This window comes from Maribacter polysiphoniae, assembly GCF_003148665.1.
GTDB classification, from domain to species: domain Bacteria; phylum Bacteroidota; class Bacteroidia; order Flavobacteriales; family Flavobacteriaceae; genus Maribacter_A; species Maribacter_A polysiphoniae.
The window spans coordinates 286,506-303,764 of record NZ_QGGQ01000001.1 but is presented as its reverse complement, the minus strand read 5'-3'; the positions used below and the strand labels follow the sequence as shown (position 1 = coordinate 303,764).

At 39.0% G+C, this 17,259-nt stretch carries 14 protein-coding genes and 2 tRNA genes; 8 read left to right on the top strand and 8 right to left on the bottom strand.

Annotated elements, in window-relative coordinates:
* Positions 1-22: 22 nt before the first annotated feature.
* Positions 23-1,216 carry a C40 family peptidase gene (locus LX92_RS01250; protein ID WP_109648460.1) on the bottom strand — a complete coding sequence of 398 codons (1,194 nt, stop codon included), beginning with the start codon at positions 1,214-1,216 and terminating at the stop codon, positions 23-25.
* A gap of 125 nt (positions 1,217-1,341) precedes the next feature.
* On the opposite strand from LX92_RS01250, the gene dcm reads away from it, so the two are divergent.
* The 5 genes from dcm (at position 1,342) to LX92_RS01225 (ending at position 9,463) form a co-directional block, all read left to right on the top strand.
* Positions 1,342-2,568, top strand: coding sequence for a DNA (cytosine-5-)-methyltransferase (gene dcm, locus LX92_RS01245; protein WP_109648459.1), 1,227 nt, complete (start codon positions 1,342-1,344; stop codon positions 2,566-2,568).
* Positions 2,569-2,571: 3 nt separating this feature from the next.
* On the top strand, positions 2,572-3,186 hold the full coding sequence (locus LX92_RS01240; RefSeq protein ID WP_109648458.1) for a hypothetical protein: 615 nt from the start codon (positions 2,572-2,574) through the stop codon (positions 3,184-3,186).
* A gap of 342 nt (positions 3,187-3,528) precedes the next feature.
* On the top strand, positions 3,529-6,351 hold the full coding sequence (locus LX92_RS01235; protein ID WP_109648457.1) for a glycosyl hydrolase: 2,823 nt from the start codon (positions 3,529-3,531) through the stop codon (positions 6,349-6,351).
* 201 nt (positions 6,352-6,552) lie between these two features.
* Entirely contained in the window at positions 6,553-8,937 is a 2,385-nt protein-coding gene (locus tag LX92_RS01230) for a glycoside hydrolase family 3 N-terminal domain-containing protein (RefSeq protein ID WP_109648456.1), read from the top strand.
* Positions 8,938-9,088: 151 nt separating this feature from the next.
* Positions 9,089-9,463 (top strand): hypothetical protein, encoded by a 375-nt coding sequence (locus tag LX92_RS01225; protein WP_109648455.1) that lies wholly within the window; start codon positions 9,089-9,091, stop codon positions 9,461-9,463.
* An 8-nt stretch (positions 9,464-9,471) separates the two neighbouring features.
* Here the strand turns inward: LX92_RS01225 and LX92_RS01220 are convergent, their stop codons facing one another.
* From LX92_RS01220 to rpiB, 3 genes are read right to left on the bottom strand one after another with little or no spacing between them, the layout of a single operon-like run.
* Positions 9,472-9,912, bottom strand: coding sequence for a GNAT family N-acetyltransferase (locus tag LX92_RS01220; protein WP_109648454.1), 441 nt, complete (start codon positions 9,910-9,912; stop codon positions 9,472-9,474).
* Positions 9,913-9,914: 2 nt separating this feature from the next.
* The gene (locus tag LX92_RS01215; RefSeq protein WP_109648453.1) at positions 9,915-10,826 is read right to left on the bottom strand and encodes a cation diffusion facilitator family transporter; all 912 of its coding nucleotides are present in this window, start codon (positions 10,824-10,826) and stop codon (positions 9,915-9,917) included.
* A 53-nt stretch (positions 10,827-10,879) separates the two neighbouring features.
* Entirely contained in the window at positions 10,880-11,311 is a 432-nt protein-coding gene (rpiB, locus tag LX92_RS01210) for a ribose 5-phosphate isomerase B (RefSeq protein ID WP_109648452.1), read from the bottom strand.
* A gap of 610 nt (positions 11,312-11,921) precedes the next feature.
* On the opposite strand from rpiB, the gene rnr reads away from it, so the two are divergent.
* From rnr to LX92_RS01195, 3 genes are read left to right on the top strand one after another with little or no spacing between them, the layout of a single operon-like run.
* Positions 11,922-14,111, top strand: a complete 2,190-nt coding sequence (rnr, locus tag LX92_RS01205) for a ribonuclease R (protein WP_109648451.1) — start codon at positions 11,922-11,924, stop codon at positions 14,109-14,111.
* 60 nt (positions 14,112-14,171) lie between these two features.
* The gene (locus tag LX92_RS01200) at positions 14,172-14,852 is read left to right on the top strand and encodes a head GIN domain-containing protein (protein ID WP_109648450.1); all 681 of its coding nucleotides are present in this window, start codon (positions 14,172-14,174) and stop codon (positions 14,850-14,852) included.
* A gap of 8 nt (positions 14,853-14,860) precedes the next feature.
* Positions 14,861-15,535, top strand: coding sequence for a LysE family translocator (locus LX92_RS01195; RefSeq protein ID WP_109648449.1), 675 nt, complete (start codon positions 14,861-14,863; stop codon positions 15,533-15,535).
* A 34-nt stretch (positions 15,536-15,569) separates the two neighbouring features.
* Here LX92_RS01195 and LX92_RS01190 read toward each other — a convergent pair.
* The 4 genes from LX92_RS01190 to LX92_RS01175 form a co-directional block, all read right to left on the bottom strand.
* A tRNA-Cys gene (locus LX92_RS01190) sits at positions 15,570-15,640 on the bottom strand.
* 72 nt (positions 15,641-15,712) lie between these two features.
* Positions 15,713-15,783: transfer RNA gene (locus LX92_RS01185), tRNA-Cys, on the bottom strand.
* Positions 15,784-15,834: 51 nt separating this feature from the next.
* Positions 15,835-16,194, bottom strand: coding sequence for a dihydroneopterin aldolase (folB, locus tag LX92_RS01180; RefSeq protein WP_109648448.1), 360 nt, complete (start codon positions 16,192-16,194; stop codon positions 15,835-15,837).
* 102 nt (positions 16,195-16,296) lie between these two features.
* Entirely contained in the window at positions 16,297-17,241 is a 945-nt protein-coding gene (locus tag LX92_RS01175; RefSeq protein WP_109648447.1) for a PorP/SprF family type IX secretion system membrane protein, read from the bottom strand.
* Between the last annotated feature and the right edge of the window lie 18 nt (positions 17,242-17,259).

The following is a 17,259-nucleotide window of genomic DNA, read 5'->3' as shown; positions in this document are numbered from 1 at the left end:
CGTTGTCAGTGAATACGGTTGTTCAATCCTTGAAAATCGGGGTATTGGCCAAATTGATCAATCCGTCCTCCTCTTCCTTTAAAATCCTTTTGGTACGCAAATAACGCTTCAGATTCCATTCATCAAAATTTGGGGCCTTAGGGTCCATACTACTGATACGTACCATATTGGAAGAGTGGATAAACTCATTATTGCCAATCCACATACCCACGTGTACTACCTTTTCCGGGGTAGAGTCGGTGGCCTTTCGGCCAAAAAACAACAAATCACCCTTTACAAGATCATCAAAATTCTTTAGTGAATCAATGGATTTCCCTGTATGGACCTGTTGGGAAGCATCCCTTGGAATGACCATACCGTTCAAAAAGTAGATGGTTTTGGTAAATCCGCTACAATCAACCCCTTTGGTAGAGGTGCCGCCCCATAGATAAGGTACGCCCATTAATTTTTTGGATGTCTCCACCAAGGCGTCGGTGGTTGGGTTCAAATCCTGTAACCATTGATTATAATCCTGTGCTTCACCCTTAAGAATATATGCGATTCTACTATCTGGATATTTCACTTTGTAGAATCCTTTGTCTTCTCCCAATTTTTCAAGAACTGCCCCAGCCACCATATCGGAAACCACTTGTGAAGTTACGTCGGTTGTTGCATATGTATGCCCGTAGGTCTTTGTGAATATGATTTTATCGGAAGACCGCCATTGGTTTGCCGAAATGGAATCCATTAATTGAATACCGCCACTATCGACCCATGAAAGGTATTGATCCGGTGTTTGTATCAAATACCAACCATCGGACTTTTTATAAACCTTGACGGGCGTGCCCAAAGTGGCCTGGGTAGCCAATTCGGCGGAGTGTTTTGGTTGGCTGCGTAGATTGGCCACGGAAATCGTAATGACTCCCTGTGTTTTCCCCTCAAGCGCCTTAGTCGGTAACAATTGGATGCTATCAATATAATCAACGTTTTCAGCCGACAACCTCGTTTTTAAGGCTTCAATGGCATTGGGTAGATTGCTTTCCCCCTTTAAAATGTATGTATCGTTGTCTTTAATCGCCTTTATATCAAAAAGTGCCACCCGTTTGTCCGGGGCAACCTCTTTTCCAATCTCATCAATTTGATTTTGCAATAGGTTAATCGGCACCTTATCCTCCTTACATCCCTGTAATACCAATAAGAGCAAGGGAACATAGTTCAAAACACGTCTAAAATCCATACATCGAAATTTTATTCAAAAATAGACAATTAATGATTTTTATCCTTCCAATTTCCGGAAGGTTACTACCATGGGGGAACAATTGCTTTATACTTTTATCCTGTTTTTCCCTAATTTAGCCAACAATGAAAAAATTAAAGGTCATAGAGCTTTTTGCAGGTGTTGGCGGTTTTCGCCTGGGACTTGAGCATACAGGTAATTACGAGGTTGTTTGGTCGAACCAATGGGAACCCTCAACCAAAGTCCAACATGCCTCCATGGTCTATGAGGCCCGTTTTGGCGGTCAAAACCACTGTAATGAGGATATTTCAGAAGTCCAAACAAAGGATATTCCCGATGCTGATATCTTAGTAGGTGGTTTTCCCTGTCAGGATTATTCCGTGGCAACGACCTTGCAGAATTCCAAAGGACTTATAGGTAAGAAAGGGGTGTTGTGGTGGTCAATACATCGTATCCTATCGGAGAAAAAAACGCCGCCTAAATACCTTTTCCTTGAAAATGTAGATCGCCTATTAAAATCACCCTCAACCCAAAGAGGCCGGGATTTTGCCCTCATGCTCAAAAGTTTGGACGATTTGGGTTATGCTGTGGAGTGGCGGGTAATCAATGCTGCGGATTATGGTATGCCCCAACGTCGTAGACGTATATTTTTCTTGGGTTACCATAAATCAACCCCTTTATATAAAGCATTGAAAAAAGCGGACAAAAAAGATTGGATTGCCCAACAGGGTACCATAGCCAATGCATTTCCTGTTCAAAACACCTTGGAAAACTATAATCAATTTACCATTAAGGGGGACTTGGTTGAAATTTCCGAAACATTCAATCAAGGTGAAAAGTTATCCCCTTTTGGCAATACAGGGGCCAGTATCAATGGAGACGTTTTTACGGCAAAGACCCATCCAAATTATGACGGGCCACGGACAGTGCTTGCCGATGTGCTTCAAAATGGCGAGGTGACCGAGGATTTTTATATTCCGTCCGATGAATATCCTAAATGGGAATATTTAAAAGGGGCCAAAAAGGAAGTAAGAACTGCAAAAAATGGTTTTGAATACAACTATAGCGAAGGCGGTATGATCTTCCCAGATGCTCTGGACAATGCCTCACGGACCATTATTACCGGTGAAGGGGGTAAGAGTCCGTCTAGGTTCAAACATGTTGTAAAGACCCCTAAAGGACTTCGTCGTTTGACACCTATGGAACTGGAACGCTTGAACATGTTCCCAGACAACCATACCCAAATCAAGGGTATTTCGGATACCAAACGGGCATTTTTTATGGGCAATGCCTTAGTAGTTGGTGTGGTTGAACAAATCGGTAAAACACTGTTCGGTAAAATCAACATTTAAATCGTGGGTGATAAAAGTCATTTTCAAAGTGATTTGCAGAAAGAGAAACAACTTGCAATCCTTTTGGATTCGATGTATCACAACCACTTGAAAAATTACGGTTTTAAACGGGTATCCGATTTAAACCTTCAACACAGGGGTGTTGACCTGATCATGATTCAAAAAAACACCCAAAAGACATTTTTTGTTGATGAGAAGGCCCAATTGGATTATGTAAACGACGATTTACCCACTTTCGCCTTTGAAATCAATTATCAAAAAAACGGAAAAACAAAACCAGGGTGGTTGTACGATCCCTCTAAGAAAACAGATTTCTATGCCTTGGTTACGGCCATCTATGCTGACGAGCCCCAAACCTTTACCTCTTGTAAGATCACCTTTGTGAACCGTCCCAAACTTCTCGACTTATTAACGACCCGAAAACTCTCCCAAAGCCGCTTGGAAATTTATTGGGAAAAAGCCCATGGTAAACATGGTAAGATCAAAATAAGCGAACTGGATTCCCACTCGGAAGGCTACCTTTATGCATCGACCCAAAACAAGGCGGAAAAGCCTTTTAACCTGATATTAAAGCTTGATTTCTTGATTGAAAACGGTATTGCCAAACGTTTCGTTTGATTATTTTACAAACCACAGGGTCGATCAATTACATTTTAACTCCCACATGCACCCAATTCCGAATATCATTACAGCAGATGATGAACGAACCTTTCCCTATGAAATTTTTGTGCCATTCATTATGGTTGTCCAACCCTACTTTTAAATCCAATTATTGGGGAACACAAAGGGTATTATGCCCACCTAATTCTTCTGGTTTAAACGACATTGGGGAATCAGTGTCATTGGTGCTATTTTTAGCTTAGTGGCTTCAATCCTTATCAGTATAAATCATTATATTTATTACGTTTTAGCCCTTGCATATTTTTGTTGTGTAAGATGAATCTTAACCCCTTTATTTGAATGAAAAGAAGAACGTTTGTTAAAAACAGTATTTTAACCACATCGGGTATGTGTTTTATGAATTCGGTATGGGGGACAGGTTCACCGGTTTTCAAATCAAATCCATTAGATACCTTTTTCAATGAATTTCAAAATCCACCTATCAATGCCAAGCTTTTTGTGCGTTGGTGGTGGAATGGCAACCGACTTTCAAAGGGAGAAATTCTTAGGGAGTTGGACGTAATGAAATCGGCCGGAATCGGGGGCGTCGAAATCAATCCTATTGCATTTCCCTTTAATACGGACCCCCTTGGTTATAAAGCACTTACCATTTTTGATGATGACTGGTTAACGATGTTGCATACCGCTTTACAAGGTGCCAAGGAACGTGGAATGGTCTGTGATATGATTGTTGGTTCTGGTTGGCCGTTTGGGGGTGAATTCCTAAAAAAAGAAGAGCAATCCCAAATGGTCACCATTGGGACAATTGCCATCAAAGGGGGCAAACACAGTTTCAGCGTATCGGATATGTTGGCAAAAGTGGATCCCGATCTTCATTCAAAGAACAAAACCGTATATAAGGACCTCATTATGGTCCGATTGCTTCCAAAAAATGCAAAAGAATTTATAGAAGGCGAAAACATGATGCCTTATATTGACAATGACCTTCTGGAAGTGGATGTCCCAAAGGGCGATCATGTACTGTATTACGTAATCAAACTTACCGGCTACATGGCCGTAATCAATGGTGCCCCCGGCGCTTCAGGCCCTGTTTTGAACCATTATAATCAAATAGCGATTGAGGCATACCTCAACAGAATATCCAATATACTTACAGGGAAAATAGGTAATATGGGTACTTATATCAGGGCCATGTTTTGTGATAGCATGGAACTTGAAGGTGCCAACTGGAATGATGATCTACCCCAGGAATTTCAAAAAAGAAGAGGGTATGCATTAGAGCCTTATCTTCCTTTTGTACTGAAAAAAGTTGGGCATATGGGAAACCCGATTGACGAAGAGTATGGCACTGTATTTCCAAAAGCAGTGGTTGACCAAATTAAACGGGTTGAATTGGACTTTTATAAAACAAGGATAGAACTTTTTAAAGAACGTTTTATAAACACTTTCAACACGTGGTGCCATCAAAATAACGTTAAATCCAGAATGCAGGCCTATGGTCGTGGCATGCACCCTCTTGAAGCAAGTATGGGTGTCGATATTCCTGAATGTGAAACATGGCTTTTTAAGGATGTGGGAAGGGAATATCCCAATACAGGATTATCCGGTCGGGCACCAAGAATGTGCAATAAGTATGTTTCTTCCGGTGCGGTTCTCGCTGGAAAAAAACTGGTGGGTTGTGAGGAAATGACAAACACTGAAATGGCCTTTATGGCTACACTTGAAAACATAAAGATAGCTGGTGACCAAAGTAATATTTCTGGGGTCAACCACTCCATTTTACACGGTTTCAACTACTCCCCCCCAGAAGCTGAATTTCCTGGTTGGATACGTTACGGATCTTATTTCAATGAACGGAATACATGGTGGCCCTATTTTAAAAAATGGGCTGACTATAAGAGCCGTTTATCCCATTTGTTTCAAAATGCCGTTCCACAGGCAAATGTTGCCATTCTTCAGCCTTTAACGGACCTTTGGCTGAAAATCGGGCCACAGCGAGATCCCTTTCCCCAAAAATGGTATCCCGAATACCAAAACAACCTATGGGAAGCCATTGTCCAAAATGGTGGGGGATGCGATTATATCAGTGAAAACATTCTTCAAAAAGCCACATTCAAAGATGGAAATATGGTTTACGGGGAGCGTTCCTATTCGACCATACTCCTACCCGGGATTGAAACATTGGAGGTTGCCACCGCTGCATCTTTGATGGCTTTTGCCGCTGCAGGGGGCAAAATTGTCTTTATCAATAAAACACCTTATAAATCCCCATCCTTTATCCGTGGAAAGGAGGATGATCTAAAAGTAGCCGGACATATCACCAAGGTGTTGAAAGATCACGCCGATAATGTTTTTAAGTATCCGGGGCCCGATGAGGATATTATCGCCTGGTATGGGAAATTACAAAATGGGATAGGCCTAAAACCTTATGTCAAATTTGATAAAACCCACAAATACCTAAGCCAGTCGAACTACTTGTTAGACGGACATCCTATTTTCTTTATCGCCAATACCGGTTTATCCGATCATATCAGTGTAAATGCTGAATTCCAGGTAAAAGAAACGCTTTACCCTTGGATATGGAATCCTGAAACCGGTGAAAGAAAACCTTGTAAAACCAATGGGGCACAAAATAAATTGGCCTTGGAAATTCCGCGTGCCACTTCCATTTTGATCGTCTTTGAAAATAATCGTCCAACAGAAGCCCTACCTTCCTTTGATTTTTATAAAGATGGAAAAGATATTACAGGGGAATGGCAGTTAAAACTTTATCCCATCCATGGTGAAAAACAACAACTACAAATAACAACCCTTACGGATTTGCTTAAAATTAAGCAAACGAAACACTTTGCGGGTGAGGTCGTTTATGAGAAAACAATAAACATCGACAAGGATAAATACCAATATATAGATCTTGGAAATGTACAAGGGGTTTCCGAGCTTACATTGAATGACGAGTGGATTGGAACCCGATGGTATGGTAGTCATGTATATGATGTTAAAAATATGCTTAAGGATGGACAAAATAAATTAACCATAAAACTAACCACCATTACAGGGAATTATTTAAAAAGCCTCAAGGATAATAAGGTAGCTCAAAATTGGACAAGGAATCAGGAGTATTATCCTATGGGAATCATAGGCCCTGTTAGAATCATTTGATCAATAGTTTTTAGTAGCAATTTCTTAAGAACACCTTGGATTCAGGAAATAAAAAACAATTGAACGGTATAGTCACTTCAATATAATTGGATTACTGTTGTTCACAAGGTATTTTTAAATGGAATTCCAACCTAATTCGCTACTTTTAGACTTCAAGTACCACATCTATTACACATCAAAATATTAACATACAATAAGACTATGCCAGCAGCTTTAAGAATGCCCATACGTTTCATTCGATCAATTTTCCCAACGGTATTATGCTTGGGCCTTATTACGGCTTGTTTTTCACAAGAACCGATACAAAATGCACCTTATAAGGATAACGCCCTAAGCGTGGATCTCCGTGTCAAGGATCTGTTGGGCCGTATGACCCTGGAGGAAAAAATTTCACAGATGCAGATGTTAAGCTTATCTTCCTTGGGATTCGACAAAAATGAAAAAGTCAGTCCGAGTTCTTTGGATAGCTTATTCCACGGACAAAGCATTGGTTGTTTGGAGAGTCCGTTCATTGGGGTAGACCAAATCGCTAAACTTTCTGAAGCGGCGGATAACTATCTTCGGAATAAAACAAGATTGGGCATACCAGCCATTCAAATTGCGGAATGCCTGCATGGGCAGTTGGCCTTTGGGGCTACCATTTTTCCACAAGCCATTGCACAGGGAAGTACTTGGAACACCGAATTGATACAAAGAATGAGTACCCAGATTGCCTACGAAGCGAGTCTTTCCGGGGTAGATCAGGCTTTATCACCATTATTCGATCTAGCCCGGGACCCAAGATATGGAAGGGTTGAAGAATGTTATGGGGAGGACCCCTATCATGTTGCGGAAATGGGAAAAGCCTTTGTTATTGGTATGCAGGGTGACCCCGAGATTACAAAAAACCGTATTCCTGACCATAAACTTATGTGTACGGCGAAACACTTTGTGGCCTATAGCACCCCTATTGCGGGTATCAATCTGGCGCCCAATAATGTTGGTCCCCGGGATTTAAGGGATTTACACCTATATCCGTTTAAAAAAGTGATACAGGAAGCCAATATCTATTCCGTAATGCCTGCCTATAATGAAGTCAATGGGATTCCGATGCATAGCAACGAATACCTAATGAAAGACATTTTACGTAAGGAATTGGGTTTTAAGGGCTATGTGTTCTCCGATTATGAGGCCGTATGGATGTTGGAGCACTTTCATAAGGTTACCCATGATAAGACTGAAACCGCCATTGAAGCCATAAAGGCCGGTATTGATCTTGAAGCACCAAAACCTTATGCGTTTTCCGAATTGGCAGACCTGGTCAAAACCGGAAAGATCGATAGCACATTGATCGATCAAGCCGTTAGTAACATACTAACCGCAAAATTCAAGGCTGGTTTATTCGATAAACCCTATACCGCACCTCAAAAAGTATCCGACTTGGTTCACACCCAAGAAGCGAAAAACCTTGCACGTGAAGTTGCTGAAGAATCCATAATCCTTCTAAAAAACCAAAATCAACTATTGCCCTTGGATGTTACCCAAGTAAACTCCATTGCCGTCATCGGTCCCAATGCCGATCAAGTTCAATATGGTGATTACAGTGCCACCAAGGATAATGCCTCTGGTGTAACCATACTGGAGGGAATAAAAAATTATGTAAACAATACCATTAATGTTAATTATGCCCAAGGGTGTACCATTACCGGTCTCGATAACAGCAATATACCGGCTGCCGTAAAAGCGGCGGAGCAAAGTGATGTAGTGGTTTTGGTGATTGGTGGTACCAGCATGACCTTATCGGGAATTGGGTGGGGAAAAGAGATTCCCGGAGATTTTGCAACTTCAGGTGAAGGTTTTGATAGAACCACCTTAACACCCCCTGGTATTCAACCGGAATTGATTAAGGCCATACATGAAACCGGGAAACCGATAGTATTGGTTATGGTTCATGGGCGTGCCTATTCCATTGCATGGGAAAAAGAAAATATTCCTGCGATTATAGAGGCTTGGTACCCTGGCGAAGAGGGTGGAAATGCCATCGCCAACGTGTTGTTTGGGGAGGTGAATCCATCAGGTAAATTACCGGTATCGGTACCGAAAAGTGTAGGACATGTACCCACTTTTTATAATACCAAACCCTCGGGAAAGGGATTTTATCACCAACGGGGAACCAAAGAAAAACCGGGAAGGGATTATGTGTTTTCCTCACCAGATCCACTTTTCCCTTTTGGTCATGGGTTGAGCTATACCCAATTTGAATATTCCAATTTGAAGGTTGCGAACACCACATTGGATAAGAACGAGTTCATTCAGGTTTCAATGGATATTAAAAATACGGGGAAAATGACAGGAAAAGAAGTCGTTCAGGTATATATTAATGACAAGATAAGTTCTGTTACCACGCCTATTCAGGTTTTGAAAGAATTCAAGAAAGTGAACATACGCCCATCTGATACCATTAGCATTGATTTTAGTATTCCCATCACAGAATTGGGACTATGGGACAAGAATATGGTGTACAAGATAGAACCTGGCGAATTTGAAATAATGGTTGGTAGTTCCTCTGAGGATATTCGACTCAAAAAGACCATTTTGATCAATTAAAATCCTTTATGGTAAGTCCATATCGCACTAATGATTACCAAAAAACGACCAAAACGGCATTGTAGGTAAAATACGGGTGTTAATTAACATAAAACATTGTTAATCAATGCTTAAAATTTGTTTTTATAAGATTTTTCTGCTATTTTCAAGGATGATCAAAGTAGAAAAAATAGAAAACAAGGAGTTTTTGGAAAAATCCATCCATCATTTGGAAGCCACCGGTTTTGAAAATATCAAAGCCGATATGGAGGGATACGAAACCCCAAAATCGTATATTAGAAAAGAAAGTGGTGTAAAAATAACCCCGGACATCGTAGCCCTTAAAAATGGCATCAAGTATATTTTTGAAATCAGTCTAAAATCTGAAAAACCATTGCTTTTGAAGTCCAAATGGTTGTTTTTGGATACTTTAAGCCGTTTAAAATCGAATCGGTTTCGGATCATCACCACCAAAGGACATTATAAATTTACGGATACTATGTTGGAGGATATTAATCTTTCCAACAAATCACCCATTCGTATCTAATTGTGATATTAGTCTTTTAGCATTCCTATATGCGGAATACCATCTTCCAAATAGCCATCCCCTATTTCCTTAAAACCGAGGGAACTGTAGAATTTCTTAAGATAGGTCTGTGCTGAGATCTTAATGGTAGTCTCGTTGAAATATTCTTGGATAGCTTTTATCGAAGCCATCATGATATTATAACCATAACCGTATTGGCGTTCGGATGCCTTGACTACTACACGGCCGATACTGGCTTCAATAAAGTAATCGCCAGGTTTGAAAACTCGGGTATAGGCGACTATTGTATTATCCTTGGTCCCGATAATATGTAGCGCTTTTTTATCCTTACCATCCAAGTCTTGATAAACACAATCCTGCTCAACCACAAAAACTTCGGAGCGCAATTGAAGAATACCATATAACTCTTCCAATGTAAGGGCTTCGAAATTTTTAATGGAAATGTTCATTTTCAATCCTGTACTATAATTTGTTTGGCATCACACTTTCCGAATTCGGGTTGGATGTTAACATGGTTAATTCCAAAATTATGATATACCTCATCTTCAATTTTGTCTAAAATGACATCGAATTCCGAAAGTTTTATATCCTTTAGAAAGTCTATATGGGCCTCAAGATGCACCTCATCCTCGTTCAATTGCCAAATATGTACATGGTGGACATTCTTAATGGGATCGATTTTATTAATGGTCTCTACTATTTGTTGAACATGAATGGTACTTGGGGTAAATAACATGAGTACCCTTGTAGATTCCTTAAGTAAATCATATCCCATAAATATGAGATAAAGGGCAATCGCCAAGGTCAACGCCGGATCCACCCAATACATTTGATAGAATTTCATCAAGAGACCCCCGATGAGTACGGCTACAGAAGCCAACATATCGGTCAATAAGTGTAGGTACGCAGATTTCATGTTCATGTTGCTATCTGCATGTTTTTTTAATAATAACACACTGAAGCCGTTGGCAGCGATGCCTAATAAAGATAACCAAATAACCAAATTCGATTCGATTGCAATAGGATTCATAAAGCGTTCAATAGCCTCTTTGATCAAAATGATAGCCACTATTACCAGCGTGGCGGCATTTACAAAAGCGGCAATAATCTCTGCCCGTTTATAACCGAATGTTTTATTGGTACAAGCTTCCTTTTTTGAAAGCGCGGTAGCCACATAACTTACAATCAAGGATAGAACATCACTAAAATTATGCAATGCATCCGACAACAAGGACAAGCTTCCCGAAATCAACCCTCCTATGACTTGGGAAACAGTGATAATGATATTGAGAAATATAGATACTAAGAGGTTTTTTCCCTTTAAGTCTGTATGTGCATGTGAGTGTCCGTGATTATGTGCCATAATAGGGTAAATGAAAAGAATCCATCAAAATATAATCAATACAAAAGTACTTACTATGAACAAGGTATCTTTTCAATACGTCTTTCATGTCGACCCCCTTCAAAATCCGTATTTAAAAATACTTTGACCATATCCAATGCCTGTGGTAAGGATATATATCTTGCTGGTAAACTTAAAATATTTGCATCATTATGTTCCCTTGCCAATTGGACTATTTCCTTGTTCCAACATAGGGCACATCGAATCTTTTGGTGTTTATTTGCCGTCATTGAAGCGCCATTGCCACTACCACAAATAATAATTCCGTAATCAACCTTCTCTTCTTCAACATCTTGGGCCACAGGATGCACAAAATCAGGATAATCAACACTATCCGCACCATCGGTACCATAATTTGTAACTTCGATATCCATAGATTTCAAAAGTCCGATTATAGCCAATTTATATTCTGTTCCCGCGTGATCGTTACCTATAGAGATTTTCATGGTTATCGTATATATTTTGTACAAATGTACAAATACATTGTTATTCACAATAATAATGGACCGATCACGTTTATACTATATTGTATGTAAAACTACATTGTTATTATCTTCCTAATATCCCTTATTAACTTGTTAATAATTAAGTTGAAAAAAGTGGTATTTAAATTTTGTTATTACCTTTCCTTTTCGTCTTACAAAACATTACGTTAAAAAAAGAATTTACTTCTAAGAAAATAACAGGAAGATATTAAGTTAAATCTTTTCGTAGTTAACAATAAATATACATTTACTTATTAATAAATCAATGTTGAAATAGGTTATCAATAATCGTTGATAAGATTTATAATCATCTGATAAATAATGAAAGTATGTTGTGATAAGTTGTCGATAAACTGTTTTATGGGTGCAAACCTATTTTTTAAACGTTTTTTTATAACCACTATTAACAAGCTATAATAAACATCATTTTGTTTTAAATTTATAAAAGAAAAAATGGATTGTATGATATATATGTTGATAACCTTAATTAATGTGAAATAAAGCTTAAGAAAGGTTAATAGATATAGGTAATGGATTATAATTTGTAATTTTCAACCCAAATAGAATTTTAATGTCAAAGAATAATAAGAAAGCAAGAAACCATAGAATAAACGAAATAACTAAAGGAATTTTTACCGTACTTGAAAAAGACCCTAAAAAAGGCTTTACCTATAAACAAATTGCCGAAAGAATCGGCGTTACTGATGCGAATGAGCGCAATCAATTGATAAAACGACTTACCCAACTCAAAGAAAAAAAGAGAATTATAGAAGAGACACGAGGCCATTATAGGGCTTTACCCTCAACCAAAACCTACCATACCGGTCGGGTTGATATTACAGGAAGGGGCAATGCCTATATTATTGTAGATGGAATAGATGAAGATGTATTTGTTCCGTTCAATAAATTGAATAAGGCCTTTCATAAAGACACTGTCGAGGTTTATATTTTTCCAAAAAGGAAGGGTAAAAAACTGGAAGGGGAGATTACACGGGTAGTTGAACGCAACAAAACCAATTTTGTGGGTATTGTTGATATGCAAAAGACCTTTGCCTTTGTAAGACCTTCTGATTTTAGAATGTATACCGATATTTTCGTTCCAAAAGATAAGATAAAGGGCGCTGAAAATGGTGATAAGGTAGTTGTTGAAATTACCGAATGGCCCGATAATACCGATTCCCCCTTTGGTACCATCATCGATGTATTGGGTAAACCAGGGGAGCATCAAACGGAGATACATTCCATTTTAGCGGAATATGGCTTGCCTTATGAATTTCCTTCTGAGGTTGAACAGTATGCCAATACCCTGGATACCTCTATAAAATCCGAGGAAATAGCTAAAAGAAGGGATATGAGAGAGGTATTGACCTTTACCATTGACCCTAAGGATGCCAAGGATTTTGATGATGCCTTATCCTTTGAAGTACTTGATAATGGCAATTACGAAATAGGGATACATATTGCCGATGTTTCCCATTATTTACAACCGGATACCCTGTTGGACGAAGAAGCTTATAATAGGGCTACTTCCGTATACCTTGTAGATAGGGTGGTTCCCATGTTGCCTGAAGTATTATCAAACAATGCCTGTTCATTACGTCCCAATGAGGAAAAATATACTTTTTCTGCCATTTTCGAACTCAATGACAAGGCTCAGATACAAAACCAGTGGTTTGGTAGAACCGTTATAGATTCCAATGAGCGTTTTGCTTATGAGGAAGCCCAGCACATTATTGAGCATGGTAATGGTGATATACCCACTGAAATATCGATTAGGGGTAAAGCCTACTCGGTTTCCGAAGAGGTTGTAAAAGCTACCCTTACCATGGATAAGTTGGCCAAGATAATGAGGTCCAAAAGAATGGACCAAGGCGCTATTTCCTTTGATAAGGTAGAGGTTCGTTTCAATTTGAATGAAAACAATGAGCCTGAAAGTGTTTATTTCAAGGAGGCTATGGATGCCAATAAGTTGATAGAGGAATTTATGTTGTTGGCGAATCGCAAGGTGGCAGAGTTCATTGGGAAACAAAAACCTAAGAAGACGTTTGTTTACCGAACCCATGCCGATCCCGATGAGGATAAATTAATAGCCTTGAATTCCATTATATCAAGATTCGGACATAAGCTTGACTTTAAGGATAAAAAATCGATCAGTGCGTCTTTAAACCAGCTTTTAGAGGATGTGAAAGGCCAAAAAGAACAGAATTTGGTCGATACTTTGGCAATCCGTAGTATGAGTAAGGCTATTTATACCACCGATAATATCGGTCACTACGGTTTAGCCTTTGATTATTATACCCATTTTACCTCACCTATTCGAAGATATCCCGATGTAATGGTACACCGTTTGTTACAGCATTATTTGGATAATGGTAAATCGGTCAAGGAGGAAATCTATGAGGACAAATGCAAGCATTCCTCGGATATGGAGAGTTTGGCGGCCAATGCGGAGCGCGATTCCATTAAGTACATGCAGATTAAGTTTATGCAGGACCATCAAGACCAGGAATTTGTGGGAGTTATCTCTGGGGTTACCGAATGGGGTATCTATGTAGAGATCATTGAGAACAAGTGCGAAGGAATGGTTCGGATTCGCGATATAAAAGGTGATTATTATATCTTTGATGAAAAGGAATATGCTATTGTTGGTGAACGTACCAAGAAAACATATCAATTAGGGGATGAGGTTGTTGTAATGGTAAAAAACACAGATCTAATAAAACGTCATCTTGACTTTTCACTCATCGGAAAGAACGAGTAAAATCGTTTTTTGGAATAGAATTTGTTTAAGTTAGTAAGAAAATACCTAAAAACTAAAACAATGAAAAATTTGGTTGGGCTTGTGTTGCTCGTTTTTGTTTGTCAAATAACAGTAGCACAAGACAATAAAATTACACAGGATTTACAGCCGTTTTCAGAATTGAAGGCATTTGATGGTTTATCTGTTAATTTGATAAAATCAACTGAAAACAAGGCTGTTATAACTGGTGCGAATACCGATAACGTGGTTATTGTCAATAATCAGGGAGTGTTGAAGATACGTATGCAGATCACCAAGATATTCAGTGGTTATAGAACGTTCATCGATTTATATTATACCGATAAGTTGGTAGTGGTCGATGTCAATGAAGATGCTAGAATCTACTCCAAAGAGGCTATTAGCCAGGATGTTTTGGAGCTTAAGGCACAAGAAGGTGGTGAATTGGATATCAATGCCCAGGTTGAACAGTTGTTGATAAAAGCGGTTACCGGAGGGGTTATCAAAAGTTCGGGTACTGCGGACCTACAGGATGTAGCCATAAATACCGGAGGTGTCTATGAGGGAAAGGATTTGATTACGAAGTTTTCGACCATTAATGTGAATGCCGGTTCCAAGGCAGAGATTTATGCCACGGACTATGTAAAGGCATCCGTTAAGGCGGGTGGTGAGGTATTGGTTTATGGTGATCCTAAAAAAATGGAGGAGAAAACTGTATTTGGAGGTATAATAACTAGAATGTAAAGGCACAGATGTTAGACGATATTCAGGCAGCGATTCCATTGGGTTTTTTGTTAAGCTTTATGATTGGGCCTGTTTTTTTTGTTCTTCTCGAAACCAGTGCGGTAAAAGGTTTTAGGGCAGCTTTGTCCTTTGATTTAGGGGTCATCCTTGCGGATGTTCTTTTTTTGACGGTGGCTTATTTCAGTAGTTTTCAATTGTTGGAAAATTTAAGCAACCAACCCGGTCTTTATGTTTTTGGTGGCGTTATATTATTGGTTTATGGTATTACAACATACTTTAAGACCGATATTAAAAAAGATAAACCGGCATTTAGAACCAAGAAGAGCGATTATCTTGGTTTATTTGTCAAAGGTTTTTTGTTGAATTTCATCAATATTGGTGTACTTGTTTTTTGGTTGGGTATTATTATTGTGGTCGGTCCGAGCCTGAACAATGATCCCAATCGTATTGTAGTTTTCTTTGCTGCCATGCTCGGAGCCTATTTAACAACTGATATTTTCAAGATTTTATTGGCCAAGCAATTGAAACGTAAATTGACCTACAAAAGAATTTCTAGAATAAAGAAAATCCTGGGTATTATATTGATCATATGTGGTTTAGTCCTTATTACCAAAGGGTTTTTACCAAAGGATCAATTCAATATTGAGAAGGGAATAGAACAAATTGAACAGATAAGGGAATAAAAAAAAACCTCCTTAAACAAGGAGGTTTTTTTTGAGGCATCGAATGGAATCGAACCACTGTATAAGCCTTTGCGGGGCCTAGCCTAGCCACTCAGCCACAATGCCCTTTGAGGTGTAAACTTAGTACCCTAATCCATCTGTTTCAAAATGACTCTTTGAAACATAAGGAGTCTTATGAGGCATCGAGCGGATTCGAACCGCTGTACAAGCTTTTGCAGAGCTGCGCCTAGCCACTCGGCCACGATGCCATTTTCGAGGTGCAAAGGTAGCACCTTATTTTAAGGTATCAAAACTATTGTTTATGATCTTTTTGAACGTAAAACAACAGTTACCATTTCTACATCACCCCCTATAGGTGGATTTATTTTGGAAACGGCCAATTTTATTTTAGTTACGGACTTTAATTCCTTAAAAACCCGATCTATGATTCTTTTAGCGGCATGTTCCAATAATTTGGAAGGAATATCCATTTCCTCCTTTATTATGTGATTGATATGTACATAATCAACAGTATCTTGAAGGTTATCGGAAATAGAGGCCTTTTTAAGATCTGATTTCAACGCGATATCAACCCTATATTCACTACCTATGATATTTTCTTCGCTCAGACAGCCATGACGTGCATGTACTTTGATGTTTTTTAGTTTGATTATCCCCATTCGGTTATTGAAATTTTCCGCAAACTTAAATCAATCCAATGAAATCAGAAGACTATATATTTAATTTATCTTTAAATAAGGTGTCTGAAAATAATTCGTTCCCTAATAGGTACATCTACAATTACTGATGCCCTGGAATAGATCCACACCTAAGGTAATCACGTGCGTTCCGGAACTATACCCAAGTATTTCATTTAAGATGATCTGATAGGAGTATCCAAAATAAAAATTGTTCTTTTTGAGTCCTACAATAGGTGCAATATATAATGGATCACCTATTTGATCGTTCAAAAATCGATAGGTTACCCCTGCGTAGTAGTAGTCCTCAAAATCATACCATCTGAATTTCACGTTCAAATCGGTTACCGAACGACCATCGCTCTCAAAAAGTTGAAAGAAGACCGAGGGTTCAATTTCCAATCGACTGTTCTTGTTCTTGGTGTATCGATATCCTGTGTAGGCATAATAATTACGAAGGGTGTTGGGTTCAAATACTGGATTGAATTTGGTCAGATCCTTGTTTAATATATTTGAGGCATTCAAACTAAAATAAAACTTGTCGTATCGGTACATTACCCCAACGTCGAAGTTATGGTTTGTAGTGGCCCGGTCATCTGTAACACTGGGATCCAAAGCATCAAAATTTTCAATATCTATTCGAAATTGGTTGAAGTTGTACGACAGTCCAAACGATAGAAACTCATCATCGTATCTATCTAGGGTCAAATGGTGGGCAAAGGACAATCTAGCCCCTCGTTGTTTGGTTTCACCATTACTATCGTTGTACAATAAGGCTCCTATCCCGGATCTTTCCCCAATACGCATATCGGCAGCTAAGGATTGGGTGTCTGGGGCATCTTCTATACCTACCCATTGGGTAAGTCCGTTTACACGAATCTTAACATGATCCCCGATACCCGCATATGTGGGTGACATTACAAAGGGGTTATCAGCTAAGTATTGCGATAGTTGGGGAATGGTAAGTTCTTGGGCCTTCATCATAAAGACGCTTGCAAAAAGAAGAACTGTTACTATTTTAGTACGCATTGGAATTATAGGTTAAGT

Coding starts and splice junctions, on each gene's coding strand:
- LX92_RS01250 (WP_109648460.1), bottom strand. CDS start 1,216: ATGGATTTTAGACGTGTTTTGAACTATGTTCCCTTGCTCTTATTGGTA.
- dcm (WP_109648459.1), top strand. CDS start 1,342: ATGAAAAAATTAAAGGTCATAGAGCTTTTTGCAGGTGTTGGCGGTTTT.
- LX92_RS01235 (WP_109648457.1), top strand. CDS start 3,529: ATGAAAAGAAGAACGTTTGTTAAAAACAGTATTTTAACCACATCGGGT.
- LX92_RS01230 (WP_109648456.1), top strand. CDS start 6,553: ATGCCAGCAGCTTTAAGAATGCCCATACGTTTCATTCGATCAATTTTC.
- LX92_RS01225 (WP_109648455.1), top strand. CDS start 9,089: ATGATCAAAGTAGAAAAAATAGAAAACAAGGAGTTTTTGGAAAAATCC.
- LX92_RS01220 (WP_109648454.1), bottom strand. CDS start 9,912: ATGAACATTTCCATTAAAAATTTCGAAGCCCTTACATTGGAAGAGTTA.
- LX92_RS01215 (WP_109648453.1), bottom strand. CDS start 10,826: ATGGCACATAATCACGGACACTCACATGCACATACAGACTTAAAGGGA.
- rpiB (WP_109648452.1), bottom strand. CDS start 11,311: ATGAAAATCTCTATAGGTAACGATCACGCGGGAACAGAATATAAATTG.
- rnr (WP_109648451.1), top strand. CDS start 11,922: ATGTCAAAGAATAATAAGAAAGCAAGAAACCATAGAATAAACGAAATA.
- LX92_RS01200 (WP_109648450.1), top strand. CDS start 14,172: ATGAAAAATTTGGTTGGGCTTGTGTTGCTCGTTTTTGTTTGTCAAATA.
- LX92_RS01195 (WP_109648449.1), top strand. CDS start 14,861: ATGTTAGACGATATTCAGGCAGCGATTCCATTGGGTTTTTTGTTAAGC.
- folB (WP_109648448.1), bottom strand. CDS start 16,194: ATGGGGATAATCAAACTAAAAAACATCAAAGTACATGCACGTCATGGC.
- LX92_RS01175 (WP_109648447.1), bottom strand. CDS start 17,241: ATGCGTACTAAAATAGTAACAGTTCTTCTTTTTGCAAGCGTCTTTATG.